The organism is Nonomuraea sp. NPDC049152, from assembly GCF_040648355.1.
GTDB lineage: Bacteria > Actinomycetota > Actinomycetes > Streptosporangiales > Streptosporangiaceae > Nonomuraea.
Genome location: NZ_JBEZDO010000001.1, coordinates 361565 through 379455 on the forward strand (window position 1 = coordinate 361565; position 17891 = coordinate 379455).

The 17891-nt window shown below is 69.4% G+C and carries 18 protein-coding genes and 1 pseudogene; 9 read left to right on the forward strand and 10 right to left on the reverse strand.

All coding sequences use genetic code 11. The annotated features are described in order from the left end of the window. Positions 1-67 precede the first annotated feature (67 nt). On the forward strand, positions 68-979 hold the full coding sequence (locus tag AB0B45_RS01705) for a LysR family transcriptional regulator (RefSeq protein ID WP_358124714.1): 912 nt from the start codon (positions 68-70) through the stop codon (positions 977-979). On the opposite strand, the gene AB0B45_RS01710 is transcribed toward AB0B45_RS01705, so the two are convergent. Next, positions 980-1681 carry a lysophospholipid acyltransferase family protein gene (locus tag AB0B45_RS01710; RefSeq protein ID WP_358123748.1) on the reverse strand — a complete coding sequence of 234 codons (702 nt, stop codon included), beginning with the start codon at positions 1679-1681 and terminating at the stop codon, positions 980-982. A gap of 166 nt (positions 1682-1847) precedes the next feature. Here AB0B45_RS01710 and AB0B45_RS01715 point away from each other — a divergent pair, with 166 nt between their 5' ends. Further along, positions 1848-2606 carry an alpha/beta fold hydrolase gene (locus AB0B45_RS01715; RefSeq protein ID WP_358123750.1) on the forward strand — a complete coding sequence of 253 codons (759 nt, stop codon included), beginning with the start codon at positions 1848-1850 and terminating at the stop codon, positions 2604-2606. Between the two features lie 42 nt (positions 2607-2648). Then, positions 2649-3101, forward strand: coding sequence for a hypothetical protein (locus AB0B45_RS01720; RefSeq protein WP_358123752.1), 453 nt, complete (start codon positions 2649-2651; stop codon positions 3099-3101). Here the strand turns inward: AB0B45_RS01720 and AB0B45_RS01725 are convergent. The 7 genes from AB0B45_RS01725 to AB0B45_RS01755 are packed head-to-tail and all read right to left on the reverse strand — an operon-like array spanning position 3094 to position 8670. Continuing rightward, on the reverse strand, positions 3094-4194 hold the full coding sequence (locus AB0B45_RS01725) for a hypothetical protein (RefSeq protein ID WP_358123754.1): 1101 nt from the start codon (positions 4192-4194) through the stop codon (positions 3094-3096). The genes AB0B45_RS01720 and AB0B45_RS01725 overlap by 8 nt on opposite strands. 36 nt (positions 4195-4230) lie before the next feature. Beyond that, positions 4231-4923, reverse strand: a complete 693-nt coding sequence (locus AB0B45_RS01730; protein WP_358123756.1) for an endonuclease/exonuclease/phosphatase family protein — start codon at positions 4921-4923, stop codon at positions 4231-4233. Between the two features lie 9 nt (positions 4924-4932). Further along, positions 4933-5865: an ROK family glucokinase gene (locus AB0B45_RS01735; protein WP_358123758.1), complete on the reverse strand. Its 933-nt coding sequence runs from the start codon at positions 5863-5865 to the stop codon at positions 4933-4935. 30 nt (positions 5866-5895) lie between these two features. Next, positions 5896-6291 (reverse strand): DUF5304 family protein, encoded by a 396-nt coding sequence (locus AB0B45_RS01740; protein ID WP_358123760.1) that lies wholly within the window; start codon positions 6289-6291, stop codon positions 5896-5898. Further along, positions 6284-7447 carry an ArsA family ATPase gene (locus AB0B45_RS01745; protein ID WP_358123762.1) on the reverse strand — a complete coding sequence of 388 codons (1164 nt, stop codon included), beginning with the start codon at positions 7445-7447 and terminating at the stop codon, positions 6284-6286. The genes AB0B45_RS01740 and AB0B45_RS01745 overlap by 8 nt, the downstream gene beginning before the upstream one ends. Continuing rightward, entirely contained in the window at positions 7444-7881 is a 438-nt protein-coding gene (locus tag AB0B45_RS01750) for an SRPBCC family protein (RefSeq protein WP_358123764.1), read from the reverse strand. The genes AB0B45_RS01745 and AB0B45_RS01750 overlap by 4 nt, the downstream gene beginning before the upstream one ends. Before the next feature lie 21 nt (positions 7882-7902). After that, positions 7903-8670, reverse strand: a complete 768-nt coding sequence (locus AB0B45_RS01755) for a metallophosphoesterase (protein WP_358123766.1) — start codon at positions 8668-8670, stop codon at positions 7903-7905. Between the two features lie 192 nt (positions 8671-8862). On the opposite strand from AB0B45_RS01755, the gene AB0B45_RS01760 reads away from it, so the two are divergent. The 3 genes and pseudogenes from AB0B45_RS01760 (at position 8863) to AB0B45_RS01770 (ending at position 12790) form a co-directional block, all read left to right on the forward strand. Beyond that, on the forward strand, positions 8863-10620 hold the full coding sequence (locus AB0B45_RS01760) for an AMP-dependent synthetase/ligase (protein WP_358123768.1): 1758 nt from the start codon (positions 8863-8865) through the stop codon (positions 10618-10620). A gap of 27 nt (positions 10621-10647) precedes the next feature. Beyond that, positions 10648-11184: pseudogene (locus tag AB0B45_RS01765) on the forward strand (GNAT family N-acetyltransferase); the annotation flags it as partial. Positions 11185-11344: 160 nt separating this feature from the next. Next, complete coding sequence (locus AB0B45_RS01770) at positions 11345-12790, forward strand: LCP family protein (protein WP_358123770.1); 1446 nt, start codon at positions 11345-11347, stop codon at positions 12788-12790. A 56-nt stretch (positions 12791-12846) separates the two neighbouring features. Here AB0B45_RS01770 and AB0B45_RS01775 read toward each other — a convergent pair whose 3' ends face one another. Together AB0B45_RS01775 and AB0B45_RS01780 are read right to left on the reverse strand one after the other, a co-directional pair. Then, positions 12847-14058, reverse strand: a complete 1212-nt coding sequence (locus AB0B45_RS01775; protein ID WP_358123772.1) for an FAD-dependent monooxygenase — start codon at positions 14056-14058, stop codon at positions 12847-12849. Then, positions 14045-14650 carry a PadR family transcriptional regulator gene (locus tag AB0B45_RS01780; RefSeq protein ID WP_358123774.1) on the reverse strand — a complete coding sequence of 202 codons (606 nt, stop codon included), beginning with the start codon at positions 14648-14650 and terminating at the stop codon, positions 14045-14047. Before AB0B45_RS01780 ends, AB0B45_RS01775 begins: the two co-directional genes overlap by 14 nt. Before the next feature lie 163 nt (positions 14651-14813). Here AB0B45_RS01780 and AB0B45_RS01785 point away from each other — a divergent pair, with 163 nt between their 5' ends. The 3 genes from AB0B45_RS01785 to AB0B45_RS01795 are packed head-to-tail and all read left to right on the forward strand — an operon-like array spanning position 14814 to position 17877. Next, a complete protein-coding gene (locus AB0B45_RS01785; RefSeq protein WP_358123776.1) occupies positions 14814-16100 on the forward strand; it encodes an ABC transporter substrate-binding protein in 1287 nt (428 codons plus the stop codon). Then, on the forward strand, positions 16097-16966 hold the full coding sequence (locus AB0B45_RS01790; RefSeq protein ID WP_358123778.1) for a sugar ABC transporter permease: 870 nt from the start codon (positions 16097-16099) through the stop codon (positions 16964-16966). The genes AB0B45_RS01785 and AB0B45_RS01790 overlap by 4 nt, the downstream gene beginning before the upstream one ends. Then, positions 16963-17877: a carbohydrate ABC transporter permease gene (locus tag AB0B45_RS01795; RefSeq protein WP_358123780.1), complete on the forward strand. Its 915-nt coding sequence runs from the start codon at positions 16963-16965 to the stop codon at positions 17875-17877. The genes AB0B45_RS01790 and AB0B45_RS01795 overlap by 4 nt, the downstream gene beginning before the upstream one ends. The last annotated feature ends 14 nt before the right edge of the window (positions 17878-17891 follow it).

Below are 17891 nucleotides of genomic sequence, written 5' to 3' on the forward strand. Positions count from 1 at the left end.
GCGGGAGACACCCTCACCGTAGGATCGACGGTGACATGACTTCAAATGCATCTTTGGCAAGGTGTACATGCGCCAGGCACAACCATCGCTCGACCTGCTGATCGCCCTCGACACGCTCCTGGAGGAGGGCAGCGTCTCGGGCGCCGCGCTGCGCCTGCACCTGTCCGAGCCCGCGATGAGCCGCACGCTCGGCCGCATCCGCAGGGCGATGGGCGACCCGATCCTGGTCAGGTCGGGACGGGGCATGGTCCCGACGCCGCGTGCGCTCGCCGTACAGGCCGAGGTGCGGTCGCTGGTCGAGGCGGCGCGCAGGGTGTTCGCCTCCCCTGCCGAGCCCGACCTCGCCACGCTGAGGCGCGACTTCGCGATCCTGGCCTCGGACGCGGTCATCGCGGCGATCGCGGCCCCCCTGCTCACCAGCACGGTACGGCAGGCCCCCGGCGTGACCCTGCGCTTCGTCCCCGAGGGCCCCACCGATGTCAGGGCGTTGCGCGACGGCCTGGCGGACCTGGAGGTGACGGTCATCCACGACGCCGCGCCGGAGACCAGGGTCGAGCCGCTGGCCACCGACCGTCTCGTCGGCCTGGTGCGAGCGGGGCACCCGCTGCTCGACGGGCCGATCACGCCCGAGCGCTACGCCGCCGCCGACCATCTCCTCGTCTCGCGGAGGGGACGGCTGGCGGGGCCGATCGACAAGGCGCTGGCCGAGCTGGGCCTGTGGCGCCGGGTGGTGGGCACGGTGCCCGCCTTCACCCAGTCGCTGGTCGTGCTGCGCGACTCGGACCTGGTGGGGATGGTGGGCGCCTGGCAGGCCCCGGAGGCGGTGACCGCGCTCGGCCTGGTGACGTTCGAGATCCCGCTGGAGCTGCCCGCGCTGGAGATCTCGCAGGCCTGGCATCCCCGCCACGACGCCGACGCCGCGCACGCCTGGCTGCGCGGCGCGGTCAGGCGGGTTTTCGCCGAGAAGCCCGCGTGGTGACTATCCCTGCATCGCCCGCGCGGCGCGCTCCAGCTCGACCCTCGCGCTGGCGGCGTACTTGTCGACGTACTCCTGGCCCGACAGCTCCATCAGCGCGTACATGATCTCGTCGGTGACCGCCCTGAGCACCAGGCGGTCGTCCTCCATGCCGTAGTAGCGGGAGAAGTCGAGCGGCTTGCCGAAGCGCACGCCAGGCCGGATGCCGAGCTTGGGCAGCGGCCGTCCTGGCGGCATCATCTCGTAGGTGTTGACCATCGCCCACGGTATGACGGGGGTCCGCGACTCCAGCGCCAGCCTGGCCACGCCCGTCTTGCCCTTGTAGAGGCGGCCGTCGGGCGAGCGGGTGCCCTCGGGGTAGATGCCGAGCACGTGGCCCTCGGCCAGGATGCGCTTGCCGGTACGCAGCGCCGCCTCGCTGGCCTTCCCGCCGGAGCGGTCGATCGGCACGGTGCCGACGCCGCTGAAGAACAGCCGGGTGAAGAAGCCCTTGATGCCGCGTCCTGTGAAGTAGTCGGACTTACCGAGCGAGATCACCTTGCGCGGCAGGTGGAGCGCTCCGAAGAAGTGGTCGGCGAAGGACAGGTGGTTGCCTGCGAGGATGACAGGACCCTGGCGCGGCACATTGTCGAGGCCTTCGGCCCACGGCCTGAAGACCAGATGCAGGAACGGCGACAAGATGGCCTTGACCACCCAATAGAACACCTGGCCACCTCTTCCTCGGAACAGTCCGTAATCATCTTCGCATCTCGGGGGCGAAGCTCCTACACCACTACTCGCGCAACTCCCCCATATCATGCGACGATCGGGCAAATCGGGGATCAATTGCAGGATTGAATATGCAGGGATGATTTCCCGGCGAGGAGCGGTTATGCCGGTCATGCCAGGTGCTGAGCCGTACCACCACGACGCCGGACAGGTCGGTGTGTTGCTGTGTCACGGCTTCACCGGCACTCCTCAGTCGTTGCGCCCGTGGGGGGAGTATCTCGCGGCTCACGGCCTCAGCGTGGCCCTGCCCAGGTTGCCGGGACACGGCACCACCTGGCAGGAGATGAGCCACACCCGCTGGGAGGACTGGTACGCCGAGCTGGAGAAGACCTTCGAGGACCTGCGCGGCAGGTGTGCGGAGGTGTTCGTGGCAGGGCTCTCGCTGGGCGGCTGCATGGCCTTAAGGCTGGCGGAGGTGCACGGCTCGGGCGTCAAGGGCGTGATCGTGGTCAACCCCTCGATCGCCAACGACGTGCCGCTGCTGCGCCTCGCGCCGGTGTTGAAGTGGTTCATCGCGTCGGTGCCCGGCGTGGCCAACGACATCAAGAAGCCGGGAGCGGTCGAGCTCGCCTACGCTCGGACCCCTGTCAAGGCGGCGGCGACGCTGCCGTGGCTGTGGTCGCTCGTGCAGGCCGATCTCGGGACGCTCGACGCGCCTGTCCTCGTGTTCCACAGCCCTGAGGACCACGTGGTCAAACCGACAAGCGTGGCGATCCTGCGCGAGCGGGTCGCCGGAGTGACGGTGGAGGAGCTCCCCGATAGCTACCATGTTGCGACCCTGGACAACGATGCCGACAGGATCTTTGCCGGGAGCCTGGACTTCATCAGGACACATGCCTCGGTACCCTTGCAGAGAGACTGATCGCCGCCGGGGGGAATGTGCGATCTTCGTGAAGGATGTGACGTGACGCCGCAGAGTGACGAGGACGAGGTCTGGCGTCAGATCGTCGCGTCCTACAACGAGCCCGACTCCGCCGATCAGCCATGGCCCGACAGCGAGAACCTGTCCCCCGCCGAGCAGGAGCCCGAGCCGACCCGCCGGGTGATCAAGGCCTCCGAGCCCGAGCCCGAGGACGACGACGAGCCGCTCCTCGACGAGGAGGACGACGAGGGCCACTTCGTGCCCGAGCCGCCCCCTCCGCTGCCCAAGATCGACCTGGCCACCAAGGTGGCGTGGGTGGCGCTGTTCGGCGGTCCCGCCTACCTGCTGGTGGCGGCCATGAGCGGCTGGGACATGCAGGGCTGGGCGCTGTTCACCGCGGTGGCGGCCTTCATCGGCGGCTTCGTGGCGCTGGTGGTGCGCATGGGGGACGGCCCGCCCAACGACTCGGGCTGGGACGACGGCGCGGTCATTTAGCCGACGAACGCCCGAAGGACTCCACGATGTCGCTGTAGCGTTCGGCCGCGTCCACGACGTGGCCGACGGCCCAGACGCCGCCCTTGCCCGGCAGGTAGGTCACGGCCTGCAGCCTGACGCTGCCCCTGGCCTTCTCGGGGCCGCCGCGGATGACCTCCCACTGCTTCTTCTCGTTGCGCAGCAGGAACGCCTCGCCGTCGTGGTCGGGGTCGTAGCCGGAGACCCAGAAGCGGCCCTTGCCGTCGCCCGTCACGCCGTAGAGCCTGGCGCGTGACTTCGGCAGGTCGGCGCGGGTCCAACGCTTGCCGTTCCAGACGAGGGCGAGCGGCTCGGAGACGCCGAGCTCGCCGTAGACGCCGCCCACCGCCACCGCCCGCTTGGCGCTGTCGACGTAGATGTCGCGCAGATAGCCGCCGGGCACCGAGGGCAGCTCCATCGAGGTCAACTCGCCGTCGGCGTAGCGCATGATCAGCGGCGCCTTGCCGGTGTCACCGACCGCGAAGGAGCCGTCGACCGCGTAGAGGGCACCCTTCTGCTGGGTCTGGTGGAAGGTCCACTTGCCGTCCTGCCCGGTCAGCAGCAGCGCCTTGCCGTCGCGGCTGCCCGCGGCGACGACCTTGCCCGCGCGGGCGTCGATGCCGCCGAACCAATCGCCGGCCCGCATGCCGGGCACCCTGACCCTGTCGAAGCCGCTCGCGTCACCCCTGCCGAGGTACGGCAGGCCGTCATGGCCGTCTCCCACCGTCCACACCTGGCTGGCGGAGACCGCCGAGACGCTGCGCAGCGGCCCCGCGGCCGTGGCGTCGCGGACGGGCACCTCGCTCCACCCGGTGCCGTTCCACCTGCCGATGGCGCCGCGGCTCTCCCACACATCCCAGATCTGCTGCTGGCCGACCGCCCACACCTCGTCCGCGGAGACGGCGTCCACGTCGGTCAGTGAGCTGTCGGCGCTGAGACGCACGCTGGTCGAGCGCTGCCACGACTCGATCGGAAGGCGGGCGGGCTCGGCGTGCGCGGCACTCACGACGGGCAGGCCGGAGACGATGGTTGCCACGCACAGGAACAGCGCACGCCGCCGAAGGCGACGGGTCATGACCAAATGGTACGGCCAGCGGTGAGGCCGCGCGGCCTAGGCCCGTACAAGCCTGGCCACCACGGGTAGGTGATCCGTGGCCGCGACCAGGTCGGCGGGATCGGCGTCGACGCCGCCGCACCAGGCGACCTGGAGCCCCTGGGTGGCGAAGATCGCGTCGATGCGCTTGTCGGGGCTCCTGGCCCTGAAGGTCAATCCATTACCTCGCGGCGCCCTCGGGTAGCAGTCGCTGAGCCTGGCCGCGATGTACCGCCAGGTGGCCTTGTCGTCCTGCTCGTTGATGTCGCCCGCCAGCACGATCGCCGCGTCGAACCTGGCCGCGACCTGCTCGATCATGGCGACGGCCTCCGCGGCGTGGTGGAGCCTGGCCGCCTCGTCGAGGTCGAGGTGGATCGACCCGACGGTGAAGCGCGCGCCTTCGACCTCGACGACCGCGATGGCCACGGCCCTGATCTCCAAACCTAGGAAGATCTTTAAGACGTGGCTCTCGGTGTGCAGCAGCCGTACGCCCGGGGCGAGGAGGATGGCGACGCCGCCGAGCCTGCCTCCCGCGGCCACGCGCAGGCCCGCGGACTCGGCCAGCTCCATGCGCCGGCGCCGCCAGCACACCAGCCGCGGCGCCTCCTGCACGCACAGCACGTCGGGACTCATCGCCCTGATGACTCTGCCAAGCGCGGCGACGTCATCTTTCATGCCGCGCACGTTGTAGGTGCCGACCGTGATGGTCACCCCGTGAATTTAACGCCTGCGCGCCAGATCCGCAGCGCCCACGAGCCCGGCGGACGCGCCGAGTTCGGCGAGCTTGATCTCGGCGACGGGGCGGTGGCCCCTGCCGGTCAGCACGCGCTCGAACGTCTCGCGGGTCCTGTCGAGGAACAGGTCGGCCGCCCTGGACACGCCACCGCCGAGGATGAAGCGCCCCGGGTCGAGCACGGCCGCGAGATCCGCCATGCCCTGCGCCAGCCAGTCGGCCATGGCGGTGAAGGCGGCCAGCGAGGCCTCGTCGCCCTGCCTGGCGGCCTCGGTGACCTCCTCGCCCTCGATCGTGCCGCCCGACAGGCCGAGCAGGATGGCGGCCCGCTCCGGCTGGTCGGCGACGATCTCGCGCGTCTCGCGGACGAGCGCGTTGCCGCTGGCGTACTGCTCCCAGCAGCCGAGGTTGCCGCACCCGCAGAGCCTGCCCTCGGGCACGACCTGCATGTGGCCGAGCTCGGCGCCCATGCCCCAGCGGCCGCGGTAGAGCTGGCCGTCGATGACGATGCCGCCGCCGATGCCGGTGCCGACGGTGATGCAGACGATGTGGCTCTCGCCCCTGCCCGCGCCGAAGCGGGCCTCGGCCCACGCCATCGCGTTGGCGTCGTTCTCCACGATGACGGGCAGGCCGATCAGCTCGGTGATCTTCTTCTGGAGCGGCTCCTCGCGCCAGGCCAGGTTGGGCGCGAAGCGGACGATGGAGCGGGTCTCGTCGACGAAGCCCGCCGCTCCGACGCCGACCGCCTCGATCTCCCTGCCCTTGGCCAGCTCCTTGACCACGTCGGCGACCGTCGCGGCCACGAGGTCGGGCCGGGTGGCCGGGGTGGGCCGCAAGGCGTTCTCGATGATGGTGCCGTTCTCGTCCACCACGCCCGCGGCGACCTTCGTCCCGCCGATGTCCACACCGATGGTCAGCATGTCCGTCCCAACCTTTCTTCCCGGGGCCGCTCAGCCCAGGTCGATGTGCTCCACGTCCTCGTGCCGCTCCTCGCGGGGCCTTCGGGGGGAGCTCGGACGGCTCAGCGCGTCGACCGCCTGGCGGAAGGCGGCGAACAGCTCGCCGCCCGCGGCCACCAGGTGCCCGGTCACGTCCGACCCCGACTCCTTCTGCGCGGCGATGGCCCTGCAGATCGGGCACGCGCGGCAGATGTACTCGCCTTCGGGGTGCTCGGCCACGGCCTCGCCCCACACGTCCCGCTCGCGACCGCCCGCGCCGCCCCCGGTGAACGAGTTGATCACCGTCTTGCCGACCTGGCGGCTCGCACGCCCCTGCAGCGCGTCGAACAGCTTGCGCGCCTCCTCGGCGACCGTACCGATGGGATCTCTGTCGTTGCTCTCAGTCATCTCGCCCTCCTGCCACGAACCGTACCCGGAGGCGGCCCTCGCGGAGCACGGCGCCGCTGATCTTCCTGCGGGCCAGCGCGGTGGGCAGGGCCAGGATCCTGCGGTACGGCCCCGCCGTGACGATCAGCTCGTCGCCCTTGCGGGCCAGGTCGACCTCGGCCCTGTCGGCTCCCGGCAGGGCAAGGGACAGCTCGTGCCCGTCGAAGAGCAGCGGCGGCTCGACAGCGGGATCGGCGAAGGGATCGCTCCCCGCGTAGATGCCCTCGCCGACCTTGGCCAGCGCGTCGGCGCCGACGGGCTCGCCCGGCAGGTAGGGGACGACGTGGACGGGCAGCGGCGCGAACGACTCCTCGGCCTCGGCCAGCAGCTTCGACTGCGCCCGCACCCACTGGGAGCGCCACTCGTCGGCGCCGTCGGCGGGGAAGACGCGGTTGGCGATCACGGCGTCGACGCGGTAGCCGTACAGGTTGAGGGAGGTGAGGGTGCGCCTGGCCTCGGCGAGCACCACCGACTCCGGCGTCAGCACGAGACGGACGGAGGCGGACTCGCCCGTGAGCAGCTCGCGCACCTCCATGAGGCCGCGGTGGAAGCGCTCGCCCGCGCTCACGACCTCCTCGCCCGGGGTGCTGACGTGGGCGACGCTGCGCACGAACGGGGCGACGACCTTCATCAGCTTGCGCCCGACGGGCAGCAGGCGCGAGACGTGCCAGTCGAGCGCCTCGGGCAGCGCCAGCAGGCGCAGAGTCTCGGCGGTCGGCGCGCAGTCGACGACGATGACGTCCCAGCGGCCCGAGTGGGCCTGCTCGCGCAGCTCCAGCAGCGCGATGACCTCCTCGGCGCCCGGCAGGACGGTGATCTCCTCGGAGGTGATCTCGTCGAGGCCGAGCTCGGCGAACAGGCCTCTCGCGTAGTCCTGCAGCTCTCCCCAGTGGCGTTCGAGCGACTTCTGGGTGTCGACCTGGTGGAGGTGGAGGCCAGGCTCGATCTCCACCGGCTGGTCGCCCACGGCGACGTCGAGCGCGTCGGCCAGCGAGTGCGCGGTGTCGGTGGAGACGACCAGCGTCTTCAGCCCACGCCGCGCGGCCAGCGTCGCCGTGGCCGCGGCCACCGTGGTCTTCCCGACGCCGCCCTTACCGGTGAAGAGCAGGACTCTCATCGGCCTTCGACACGCTTCTTCAGGCCCTTGAGGGCCGTGTCGACGATGACCTTCTCCGCCTTGCGCTTGATCATGCCGATCATCGGGACCTTCAGGTCGACCGCGAGCTCGTAGGTCACCTCGGTGGCACTGCCCCGGTCGGCGAAGGTGTAACTCCCCTTCAGCTCGCGCACCATCGTGCCCGACTCGACGACCTGCCAGCTGACGCTCTCGTCGTCGGACCACTCGTAGCCGAGGGTGTAGGTGTCACTGATCACCCCCGCGTCGAGCACGAAGCGCACGGTCTGCGGACGGCCGTCGCCGTTCGTGCTCAGAACCTCGGCCGACTTCACCTGACCTGCCCATTCGGGGTAGGCGGGGAAGTCGGCGACGACGGTCATCACGCGGGAACGGTCGGCGTCGATGGTGATGCTCGACGTGGTGCGATCAGCCATGCGACAAAGGTACCGGTCGGGTCACCATTCGAGGACGTACGGGACGCCCTTTCCGCGGAAATGGCCGACGTTCACACATTCGGTCCTGCCGATCCTGGTACGCGCGTAGAGCGGCTGGTGCACGTGGCCGAACAGCGCGTAGCGGGGCTGGGTCCGCCTGATCGCCTCCAGCGTCGCCTCGCTGCCCCGCTCGTAGCGCCTGGCCACCACGTCGTAGAGCAGCTCGGGCACCGCGGGAGGGATGTGGCAGCACAGGACGTCCACCTCGCCGACCGCCTCCACCTTGGCGGCGAACTCCTCCTCGGTGATCTCGTACGGCGTGCGGTACGGCGTGCGCAGCCCGCCCCCGACGAACCCGAACCTGAGCCCGCCGATCTCCACGGTCTGCCCGTCGAGCACCTGGAGTCCTGGCTTGAGGTAGTCGCCCCACAGCCTGGGCAGGTCGACGTTGCCGTAGGTGAGGTAGGCGGGCGTGGGCATCGCCGCGAACAGCCGCGCGTACTGGTCCCTGACGATCCGCTCGATGTGCTCGCGCGGGTCGCCGCCGAGCCCCGACCACAGCCGCGCCGACATCGCCCTGGCCTCGTCGAACCGCTTGGCGGTGCGCAGCGCGATGAACTCGGCCGCGTTGTCCGCGCCGAACAGGTCGGGGAAGATGCCCTGCGCGTGGTCGTCGTAGTCGATGAAGAGGATGAGATCGCCCAGGCAGATCAGCGCGTCGGCGCCGTCGCCCGCGCGGGCCAGCGCGTCGACGCTTCCGTGGACATCGCTCACGACATGCACCCGCATACGGCACACCCTAACGGCGGCGCCTCGCGGGCCGCCTCACGGACCGCCCCGCGGCTCGTGCGGCGCAGCGCCGATCGGCTGCTAGCGTGATGAACGCCCTAGATAACGCCTATGTGACGAGGCTACCCACGCGTAACTTAACGCGGTAGCGTCCTCGGTCGTCCCAGAAGCGTGCACCCGGAGGAGTGATCCGTGCGCGAGTACAGCGTCCCCGTCCTGGTGGATGTCCCGCTAACCGCCAACTGCACCGACACGGTCTTCAGGCGGGGCGAGCAGGAGCCCGGGGCGGTCGTGATGCGCAAGAAGGCCGGCGAGAGCTGGCCCGCCGTCACCGCTCGCGAGTTCCGTGACGAGGTCGCCGCGCTCGCCAAGGGCCTCATCGCCGCGGGGATCGAGCCGGGCGACCGTATCGCGCTGATGTCGCGCACGCGCTACGAGTGGACCGTCATCGACTACGCCATCTGGGCGGCGGGCGCGGTCAGCGTGCCGGTCTACGAGACCTCCGCCACCGACCAGGTCGCGTGGATCCTGTCCGACAGCGGGGCCAAGGCCGCCTTCGTCGAGCTGGACGCCCACGAGGAGACGGTCAGGGCGGCGCAGCCCACGCTGGAGAAGGTCTGGCGGGTGGAGGAGATCGCCTCCCTCACCGGGCCCGACGTCTCCGACGAGACGCTCGAGGCCCGCCGTACCTCCAGGAAGGGCGGCGACCTCGCGACGATCATCTACACCTCCGGCACCACGGGCAGGCCGAAGGGCTGCAGGCTCACCCACGACAACCTGCTGTTCACCTCGATCAACGTGGCCAGAGGTCCGCTGGAGCAGCTGTTCGACGTGCCAGGCAGGGCGGCGCTGCTGTTTCTGCCGCTGGCGCACGTGTTCGCCAGGGTGATCCAGATCGTGCTCGTCGAGACCGGCACGATCCTCGCCCACACCCCGAACATGAAGAACGTCGCACCCGACCTGGCCGCCTTCCAGCCGACGTTCCTGCTCGGCGTGCCCAGGGTGTTCGAGAAGGTCTTCAACGGCGCCGAGCAGAAGGCCATCTCGGGCGGCAAGGGCAAGATCTTCGCCCGCGCCGCCGACGTCGCCATCGCCTACAGCAAGGCGCAGGCCGCCGGCGGCGCGCCGCTCGGCCTCCGCCTGCGGCACAAGCTCTTCGACAAGCTCGTGTACGGCAAGCTCCGCCAGGCCACCGGCGGTCGCCTGTCCGCGGCGGTCTCCGGCGGCGGCGCGCTCGGCGAGCGGCTCGGCCACTTCTTCACCGGCGTCGGCATCGAGGTGTTCGAGGGGTACGGCCTGACCGAGACCACCGCCCCCATCTCGGTCAACATGCCGGGCGCCAACAAGATCGGCACCGTCGGCAAGCCGATCCCGGGCGCGACGGTCAAGATCGACGAGGACGGCGAGATCCTCACCAAGGGCCGCCACGTCTTCCACGGCTACTGGAACAACGACGAGGCCACCGCGAGCGCGGTCGACCCCGACGGCTGGTTCCACACCGGCGACGTCGGCGAGCTGGACGGCGACGGGTACGTGCGCATCACGGGGCGCAAGAAGGAGATCCTGGTCACGGCCGCGGGCAAGAACATCGCGCCCGCGCCGCTGGAGGACGCGATCAGGTCGCATCCCCTGATCTCCCAGGCCATGATCGTCGGCGACGGCCGCCCGTTCGCCGCGGCCCTCATCACTCTCGACCCCGAGGCGCTGACGCAGCGCGGGCTGTCGGCGGCCAAGGAGGCCAAGCAGGACACGGCGGTGCTCGCGGAGGTCCAATCGGCGGTCGACACCGCCAACAGGAGCGTGTCGAAGGCGGAGCAGATCAAGAAGTTCGTCATCCTGGACACGGACCTGACGGAGGAGAGCGGTCACCTGACGCCGACCCTCAAGGTCAAGCGGAACCTGGTGATGCGGGACTTCGCCGCGGACATCGACGGCTTGTACGCCAAGTAAGGCCAAGGCGGGCGGCGCACGCGAGACGGGCGCCGCCCCTACGGTGATCGTGTGACCAAGAGCATCACGGTTCATCAGGCTTCCGCCGACGACGCGGACGCGCTCGGCGAGATCCATGCGGAGTCCTGGAAGGCGGCCTACATCGGCTTCTTCCCTCCCGCGTTCGCCGCCGAAGCGGTGCGGCACCGGCGCACCAAGTGGCACGACGTGCTCGCCAAGGGGGATGGCACCGTCATGGTCGCCGTACTGGACGGGCGGCCGCTGGCCCTGTCCTTCTTCGGCCGCTCGCGGACGCGGCCGGGCTCCGCGGAGATCTTCAGCTTCTTCGGCCATCCTGAGGGCTGGGGTACCGGTGTCGCGAGCGCCGTGATGGCCGCCACGCTTCGGCGGCTGCGGGAAGACGGGTTCGGGCACGTCCACCTGTGGACGCTGCGGGATACGGCGCAGTCGCGGCGCTTCTACACCAAGAGCGGCTTCACCGAGTCCGGCGCGGTCCGGGAGCATGACTTCGGGCGGGGCCACCTGCTCGGCCAGGTCGAGTACGAGCGCGCCTTGACCGGCTGACGCTTTCCGATCATGGCGGGGGCGGTCTCCGAGTACCCTGGCGATCTGATCATCGGGGTGAGGCGGGGCGAACGTGACGAAGCGGCAACCGGACACGCCTGCTCCCGCTCGGGAACCGAAGCGGGCTGCTCGCGGACCCGGCACGTCACGGCGAGCCAGGATGAGCCCGTGGCGGTGGGCAGGCATCGCGGTCTCGTCGGTCGCCGTGGCGGCGTCGCTGACCGGCTACACCTACTACAGAAACCTTGACGCCGGCATCGTTCGCGAGAACGTCGAACCAGGACTGGGCGCCGATCGCCCGCCGGAGACGGGCGCGCTCAACGTGCTGCTCGTGGGGTCGGATTCCCGTGAGGGCGAGAACAAGCGGTACGGGGCGACATCCCAGGGCTTGGGCGAGCGCACGGACACCATCATGATGCTTCACATCTCGCCCAACCGAGATCAGGCGGTCATGATCGCCTTCCCGCGGGATTCCATGGTGCTCGTCCCCGAGTGCGTGAAGCCCGGCGGGGGCACCATCCCGGGCGGGACACGCCAGATCAACGCGGCCTTCAACGACGGCGGCATCGCCTGCACGATCAGAACCATCGAGTCGCTCACGAACATCCACGTCAACCACTTCGTCAAGGTCGACTTCACCGGTTTCAAGAGCGTCGTCGACGCTCTCGGCGGCATCGAGATCTGCCTGCCGAAGGCGGTGAGCGACCCGCAGGCGAAACTCGTCCTGAGCGCGGGCAAGCACGTGGTCAACGGCGAGCAGGCGCTCGGCTACGTCCGGACGCGCTACAAGCTGGGCGACGGCAGCGACCTGAGCAGGATCCAGCGCCAGCAGGTCTTCCTCAGCAAGGTGCTGGCCAAGGTCACCGACGGCGACCTGCTCGGCAGTCCCGACAAGCTGGATGACTTCCTCGGGGCCGCGACCTCGGCGGTGACCGTTGACAGCGCGCTCACGCTGCACCGGATGCTGGACATCGCCAACAGCGTCAAGGGCCTGACCGCCAAGGAGCTCAAGGGCATCACGGTTCCCGTCCAGCCCTATCCCGCCGACACGAACCGCGTCCAGTTCAGGCAACCCGACGCGCAGAACTTCTTCGACTCCGTACGGCGCGACGTCGAGGTCACCTCCACGACCTCGTCGAGTCCCTCCGCCGCCCCGAAGATCAAGAACGAGCAGGTGCGCGTCCAGGTGCTCAACGGCACGGCGACGAAGGGAATGGCCAAGCAGGTCGCCGACGAGCTGGCCGCGCAGGGCTTCGTGGTGACGCAGCTCGGCAACGTCGCCGAAGCGGCGCGAACGACGATCCGCTACCGCGGGAAGGACGCGGAAGGCCCCGCGTACGCCGAGGCCGTCGCGTCGAGGCTGTCGAAGGACAAGCGCACGCCGACGGCCGGCAAGGTGAAGCCGCTCACCAGTGAGGCGTACGCGGGAACAGCGGCCGCCACCCCGGCCGCCACCCCGGCCGCCGGGCCTGCCGCCGGGCCTGCCGCCGGGCCGGTCGTCCAGTTGGTCATCGGCGCCGACTGGCCCGGCGTGCGGGTGCTTTCCGCGATTCCCGGCTCGTTGAAGGACAAGGTCATCGACACGACGACCAACCCCTGTCTCTGAGGCGGGCCGACGAGCTCGTTGTCGCGCGTCACCGCGAGGCCGGCCCTTCAGGCCGCTTACGACGCGGTGGCAAGGGCCGGGACCGGGCGGTCCCAGTCCACGTGGTGGCGCTGCTCGACGCCGAGCGTGCGCTCCGGCGTGAGGAAGGTGCGCATCGCCACCGGCATCATCAGCCGCATCATCGTGATGGCGAACGGCCCGAGCGCCTTGCTGTTGTTGGTCCTGGACGCCCTGGTCGCCACCTTCTCCACCCTGCCGCGGCGCAGCCGTACATAGGCGGAGAAGGCACCGGGCGCGTCGGGCAGGTCGCGCAGGCAGCGGGCGAGCTGCACCGCGCTCTCGGCCGCCAGTGACGCGCCCTGGCCCGAGCTGGGCGACGGCGCGTGGACGGAGTCGCCGACCAGCACCATCCTGTCGCTGTGCCAGCGCGGGACGCTCGGCATGATCGCGACCGAGCCGAGCGTGACCAGCTTCTCCTCTCCGGTGTGCCGCAGCAGGTCCGGTCCCGGCGCGTCGTGGGCGTAGATCTCGCGCAGCCTGCGCAGCCACTCGCCCGCGGGCACCTCCCGCGCCTGGGCCGTGGTCATCGGCGTCTCGTGGGGGAGGTTGGCGAACCAGGCGGTCCGGCCGTCGGGCTGCACCCAGTAGCCGAGGAAGCCGTGCCTGCCGAAGACGAAGTAGGTGGTGTCGGTTCGGGCGGGCACCGCGAGGTCGGCCAGGCCGCCGAAGTTGAGGAGGGGGACGTGGCGCGGCGCCGGCGCCGCCGGATCGATGAGTGTGCGGACGACTGAGTTGATGCCGTCGGCGCCGACGAGGATGTCGGCGCTCGCGCCGCCTCCGTCGGCGAACCTGGCGGTGACGCCGGTGGAGCTCTCGTCTGCGCCTACCAGGCGCCTGCCGTACTCGATGGGGACGCCGGAGGCGATGGCGTGCTCGTGCACGGCGCGGTACAGGTCCGAGCGCCACATCGCCTGGCTGGGCTGGAGGTCCCGCAGGCCGGGGAACTCGCCGATGCGCCTGCCCGCGCCATCGGTGATCACTGTGTACGCCACGGGCTGCCCCGCGGCCTTGACGGGGACGTCGGCGCCGACGATCCGCAGCGCGTCGAGCCCGTTCGGGGCGATGGTGAGCGTGCCGCCGATGCCGTCCGCGCTGCCCGCGTAGGCCTCGTAGACGGTCGCCTCGATGCCCGCGCGGCGTAACGCCATCGCGGTCACGGGGCCGGCGATGCCGCCGCCGATCACCAGTGCCGTTCTAACCGCTGTCATGCTGACTCCCGAAGACCGTGTGCCATGTCTTGATGTAGTCGGGTTGCCGAAGCGACTCGATGAGCCGGGTGACGAAGCGGAGCTCGGCCTCCAGGACCGCGAGCCGGTACTCCTCCTCGACGAGGAAGACCCACACGACGCCGCCGTCGGTGGCGGCGCGCACGCCCTCGCGGATCTCGCGGGTCTGCGCGTCGAGCGCGGCCGTGCGTCGTCGCAGCAGGTCGACCGCCTCGGTGGGGTTCAGGACGCTGAGCAGGGAGAGCGCGACCCCGAAGTTCGGGTACTCCTCCGCGGGCATGGCGACCAGCTCGCGCAGCCAGTCGTAGAGCTCGCGCCTGCCCTCGTCGGTGAGCGCGTAGAGCGTGCGCTCCGGCCGCTCGGTGTCGCGCACGGTCTCCCGCTCGACGATGAAGCCCGCCTTCGCCAGCTGCTTGACCACCATGTACAACGAGCCTCTGTTGTACTTGAAGCTGCGGTCCTTCTCGGTCTCCTGCAGCCGCCGCCCGAGCTCGTACGGATGCATCGGCTCCATCAACAGGAACGCCAGCACCGCCAGAGCCAACGGGTTGGACACCTTGCGATGGTTCTCCACCGCACCTCCTTAGTTGATATCAACTATCCAATCTCGACTAGTTGATGTCAACCCATTGGTGACCCCGTAATCGTTAGGAAAGTTACGTTGACATTCGTGCTGATTCTGTGGAGATTTGCGGGATATCGGGGGAATCTGAGGGTCGGTCAAGGAGGAACTCACCATGACCCAACGACTGCCGATCACCCGCCGGAACCTGCTGCTCGGTGCAGCGGCCTTCGGAGTCCCCGCGATCCTCGCGGGATGTGGCAATCCCAACGATCAAGGCACGCCTGGCGCGAGCGGCTCGGCGGCGCGCGGCACGATCACCATCGGATCGAACGCCTCCGACGAGATCCCCAAGAAGTCGCTGGAAACCGTGGTCAAGGCCTTCACGCAGGCCGACGTCAGGATCAACACGGTCGACCACAACACCTTCCAGGAGAACATCAACCGCTACCTCAAGGGCACGCCTGACGACGTGTTCACCTGGTTCGCCGGTTACCGCATGCAGTTCTTCGCCGAGCAGGGGCTGGCCACCGACATCTCCGACGTGTGGCGGGAGATCGGCTCGGACTACACCCCCGCGTTCAAGGCGGCCTCGACCGGCTCGGACGGCAAGCAGTACTTCGTCCCGTTCACCTACTACCCATGGGCGGTCTTCTATCGCAAGAGCCTGTGGGAGGAGAAGGGATACCAGCCGCCCAAGACGCTGGACGAGTTCACCGCGCTGGCCAAGAAGATGAAGGCCGACGGGCTCATCCCGATCGCGTTCGCCGACAAGGACGGCTGGCCGGCGATGGGCACCTTCGACATCCTCAACATGCGGACGAACGGCTATGACTTCCATATCTCCCTCATGGCGGGCAAGGAGGCGTGGACCGACCCGAAGGTCAAACAGGTCTTCGACACCTGGCGCGGCCTGATGGAGTTCCACCAGCCCGCGGCGCTGGGCCGTACCTGGCAGGAGGCGGGGCAGTCGCTCGCCCAGAAGAAGACCGGCATGTACCTGCTGGGCATGTTCGTCGCGCAGCAGTTCCCCGAGGCCGAACGGGACGACATCGACTTCTTCACCTTCCCCGAGATCAACCCGCAGTTCGGCACCGACTCCATCGACGCGCCGATCGACGGCTACATGATCTCGGCCAAGGCCAAGAACGTGGACGGCGCCAAGGCGCTGCTCAAGCACCTCGCGCAGGCCTCCTCGCAGAACGCGGCCACCAAGCTCGACCCCGGCACGCTGGCCTCCAGCTCCAAGGCCGACACCAGCGGCTACAGCGCGCTGCAGAAGCGCGGGGCCGAGCTGGTCTCGCAGGCCACGCACATCGCCCAGTTCCTCGACCGCGACACCAGGCCCGACTTCGCCTCCACCGTGATGATCCCCGCGCTGCAGCGGTTCGTCGGCAAGCCCGACGACATCGACGCGCTGCTCAAGGACATCGAAGCGCAGAAGGCCAACATCTTCCGTTGATCACCCGCCGCTACTCTCGCAGGGACGTCGCTGTCCTGAGCCTCGGGCTCGGGACGGCCATCCTGGTCAACGTGGCTCTCATCTGGGGACCCACGCTGGCCTCGGTCGCGCTGTCGGGCACCGACTGGAACGGCATCTCGGAGCTGCGCTGGATCGGGACGCGCAACTACGGAGACCTGGCGAGCGAGTATCCCCCGTTCTGGTCGGCCGTCCGCAACAACGTGCTGTGGCTGGCCTTCCTCGGCCTGATCGCGACGCCGTTCGGGCTGTTCTGCGCGGTGCTGCTGGACCGGCGGCTACGGCTGTCGCGGGTCTACCAGAGCGCGCTCTACCTGCCCGTCGTGCTGTCGCTCGCCGTCGTGGGCTTCATCGCCCAGCTCGTCTACTCCTCCGACTACGGCGTGCTGAACGCGGTGACCGGGCTGACCACCGACTGGCTCGGCGACAGCGACATCAACATCTGGGTCATCATGATCGCCGCGGCCTGGCGGCACGTCGGCTACGTGATGATCATCTATCTGGCCGGGCTGAAGGCGGTAGACCCCGCGCTGAAGGAGGCCGCGGCGATCGACGGGGCCAACGAGGCGCAGTCGTTCTTCCGCGTGGTGTTCCCGACCCTGCGGCCGATCAACGTCATCGTGCTGGTGATCACGGTGATCGAGGCGTTGCGCGCCTTCGACATCGTCTACGCCATCAACAAGGGCAGGAACGGGCTCGAACTGCTGTCCGTGCTGGTCACCGAGAACATCGTCGGCGAGGCGAGCAGGATCGGCTTCGGCTCGGCCATCGCGGTGATCCTGCTGGTGATCTCGATGGGGTTCATCGTCACCTACCTGACGCAGCTGTTCAAGGAGGACCACAGGTGACGCTGACCGCCGCCCGCCCCACCGCCGTCGAACAGACCCACCGGCCGGCCAAGCGCCCCCTCCGCCCGTTGCGCGTGCTGCTGCACGCCTTCCTCGGGCTGGTGGCGCTGGGCTGGCTGCTGCCGCTGCTCCTGGCCGTCTACGCCTCGCTGCGGCCGTACGAGGAGACGGCGCGGCTGGGGTACTTCTCGCTGCCGCGCACCCTCACGCTCGACTACTACACCCAAGCGTGGGACCAGGCCGACCTGCCGAAGTACTACCTCAACACGTTCATCATCGTCGTGCCCGGCGTGATCCTCACCCTCCTGCTGGCCTCCTTCACCGCCTTCGCGATCGCGCGGCTGCGCGTGCCGGGGCGCAAGGTGCTGCTGGTGGTGTTCACCGCGGGCAACCTGCTGCCGCCGCAGGTGCTGATCACGCCGCTGTACACGCTGTACACGCTGATCCCGCTGCCGTGGTGGCTGTCGGACTCGCTGTCGCTGTACGACTCCTATCTCGGGCTGATCCTCATCCATGTGGCGTTCCAGTTCGGGTTCTGCGTGTTCGTGCTGGCCAACTTCATGCGGACCATCCCCGAGGAGATCTCGGAGGCGGCGCTCGTGGACGGGGCCGGCGTGTGGCGGCGGTACTGGCAGCTGACCCTGCCGCTGTGCCGTCCCGCGCTGGCGGCGCTGTCGACGCTGCAGTTCACGTGGATGTACAACGACTTCCTGTGGGCTCTTGTGCTGATGTCGTCGGGCGACAAGCTGCCGGTGACGTCGGCGCTGAACAACCTGCGCGGGCAGTTCTTCACCGACTACAACCTGCTGGCCGCGGGGTCGCTGCTGGTGGCGCTGCCGACGTTGATCGTGTTCCAGCTGCTCCACAAGCAGTTCGTCTCCGGTCTCACGCTGGGCTCCACGAAGGGCTGACCGGCGGTTCGAGG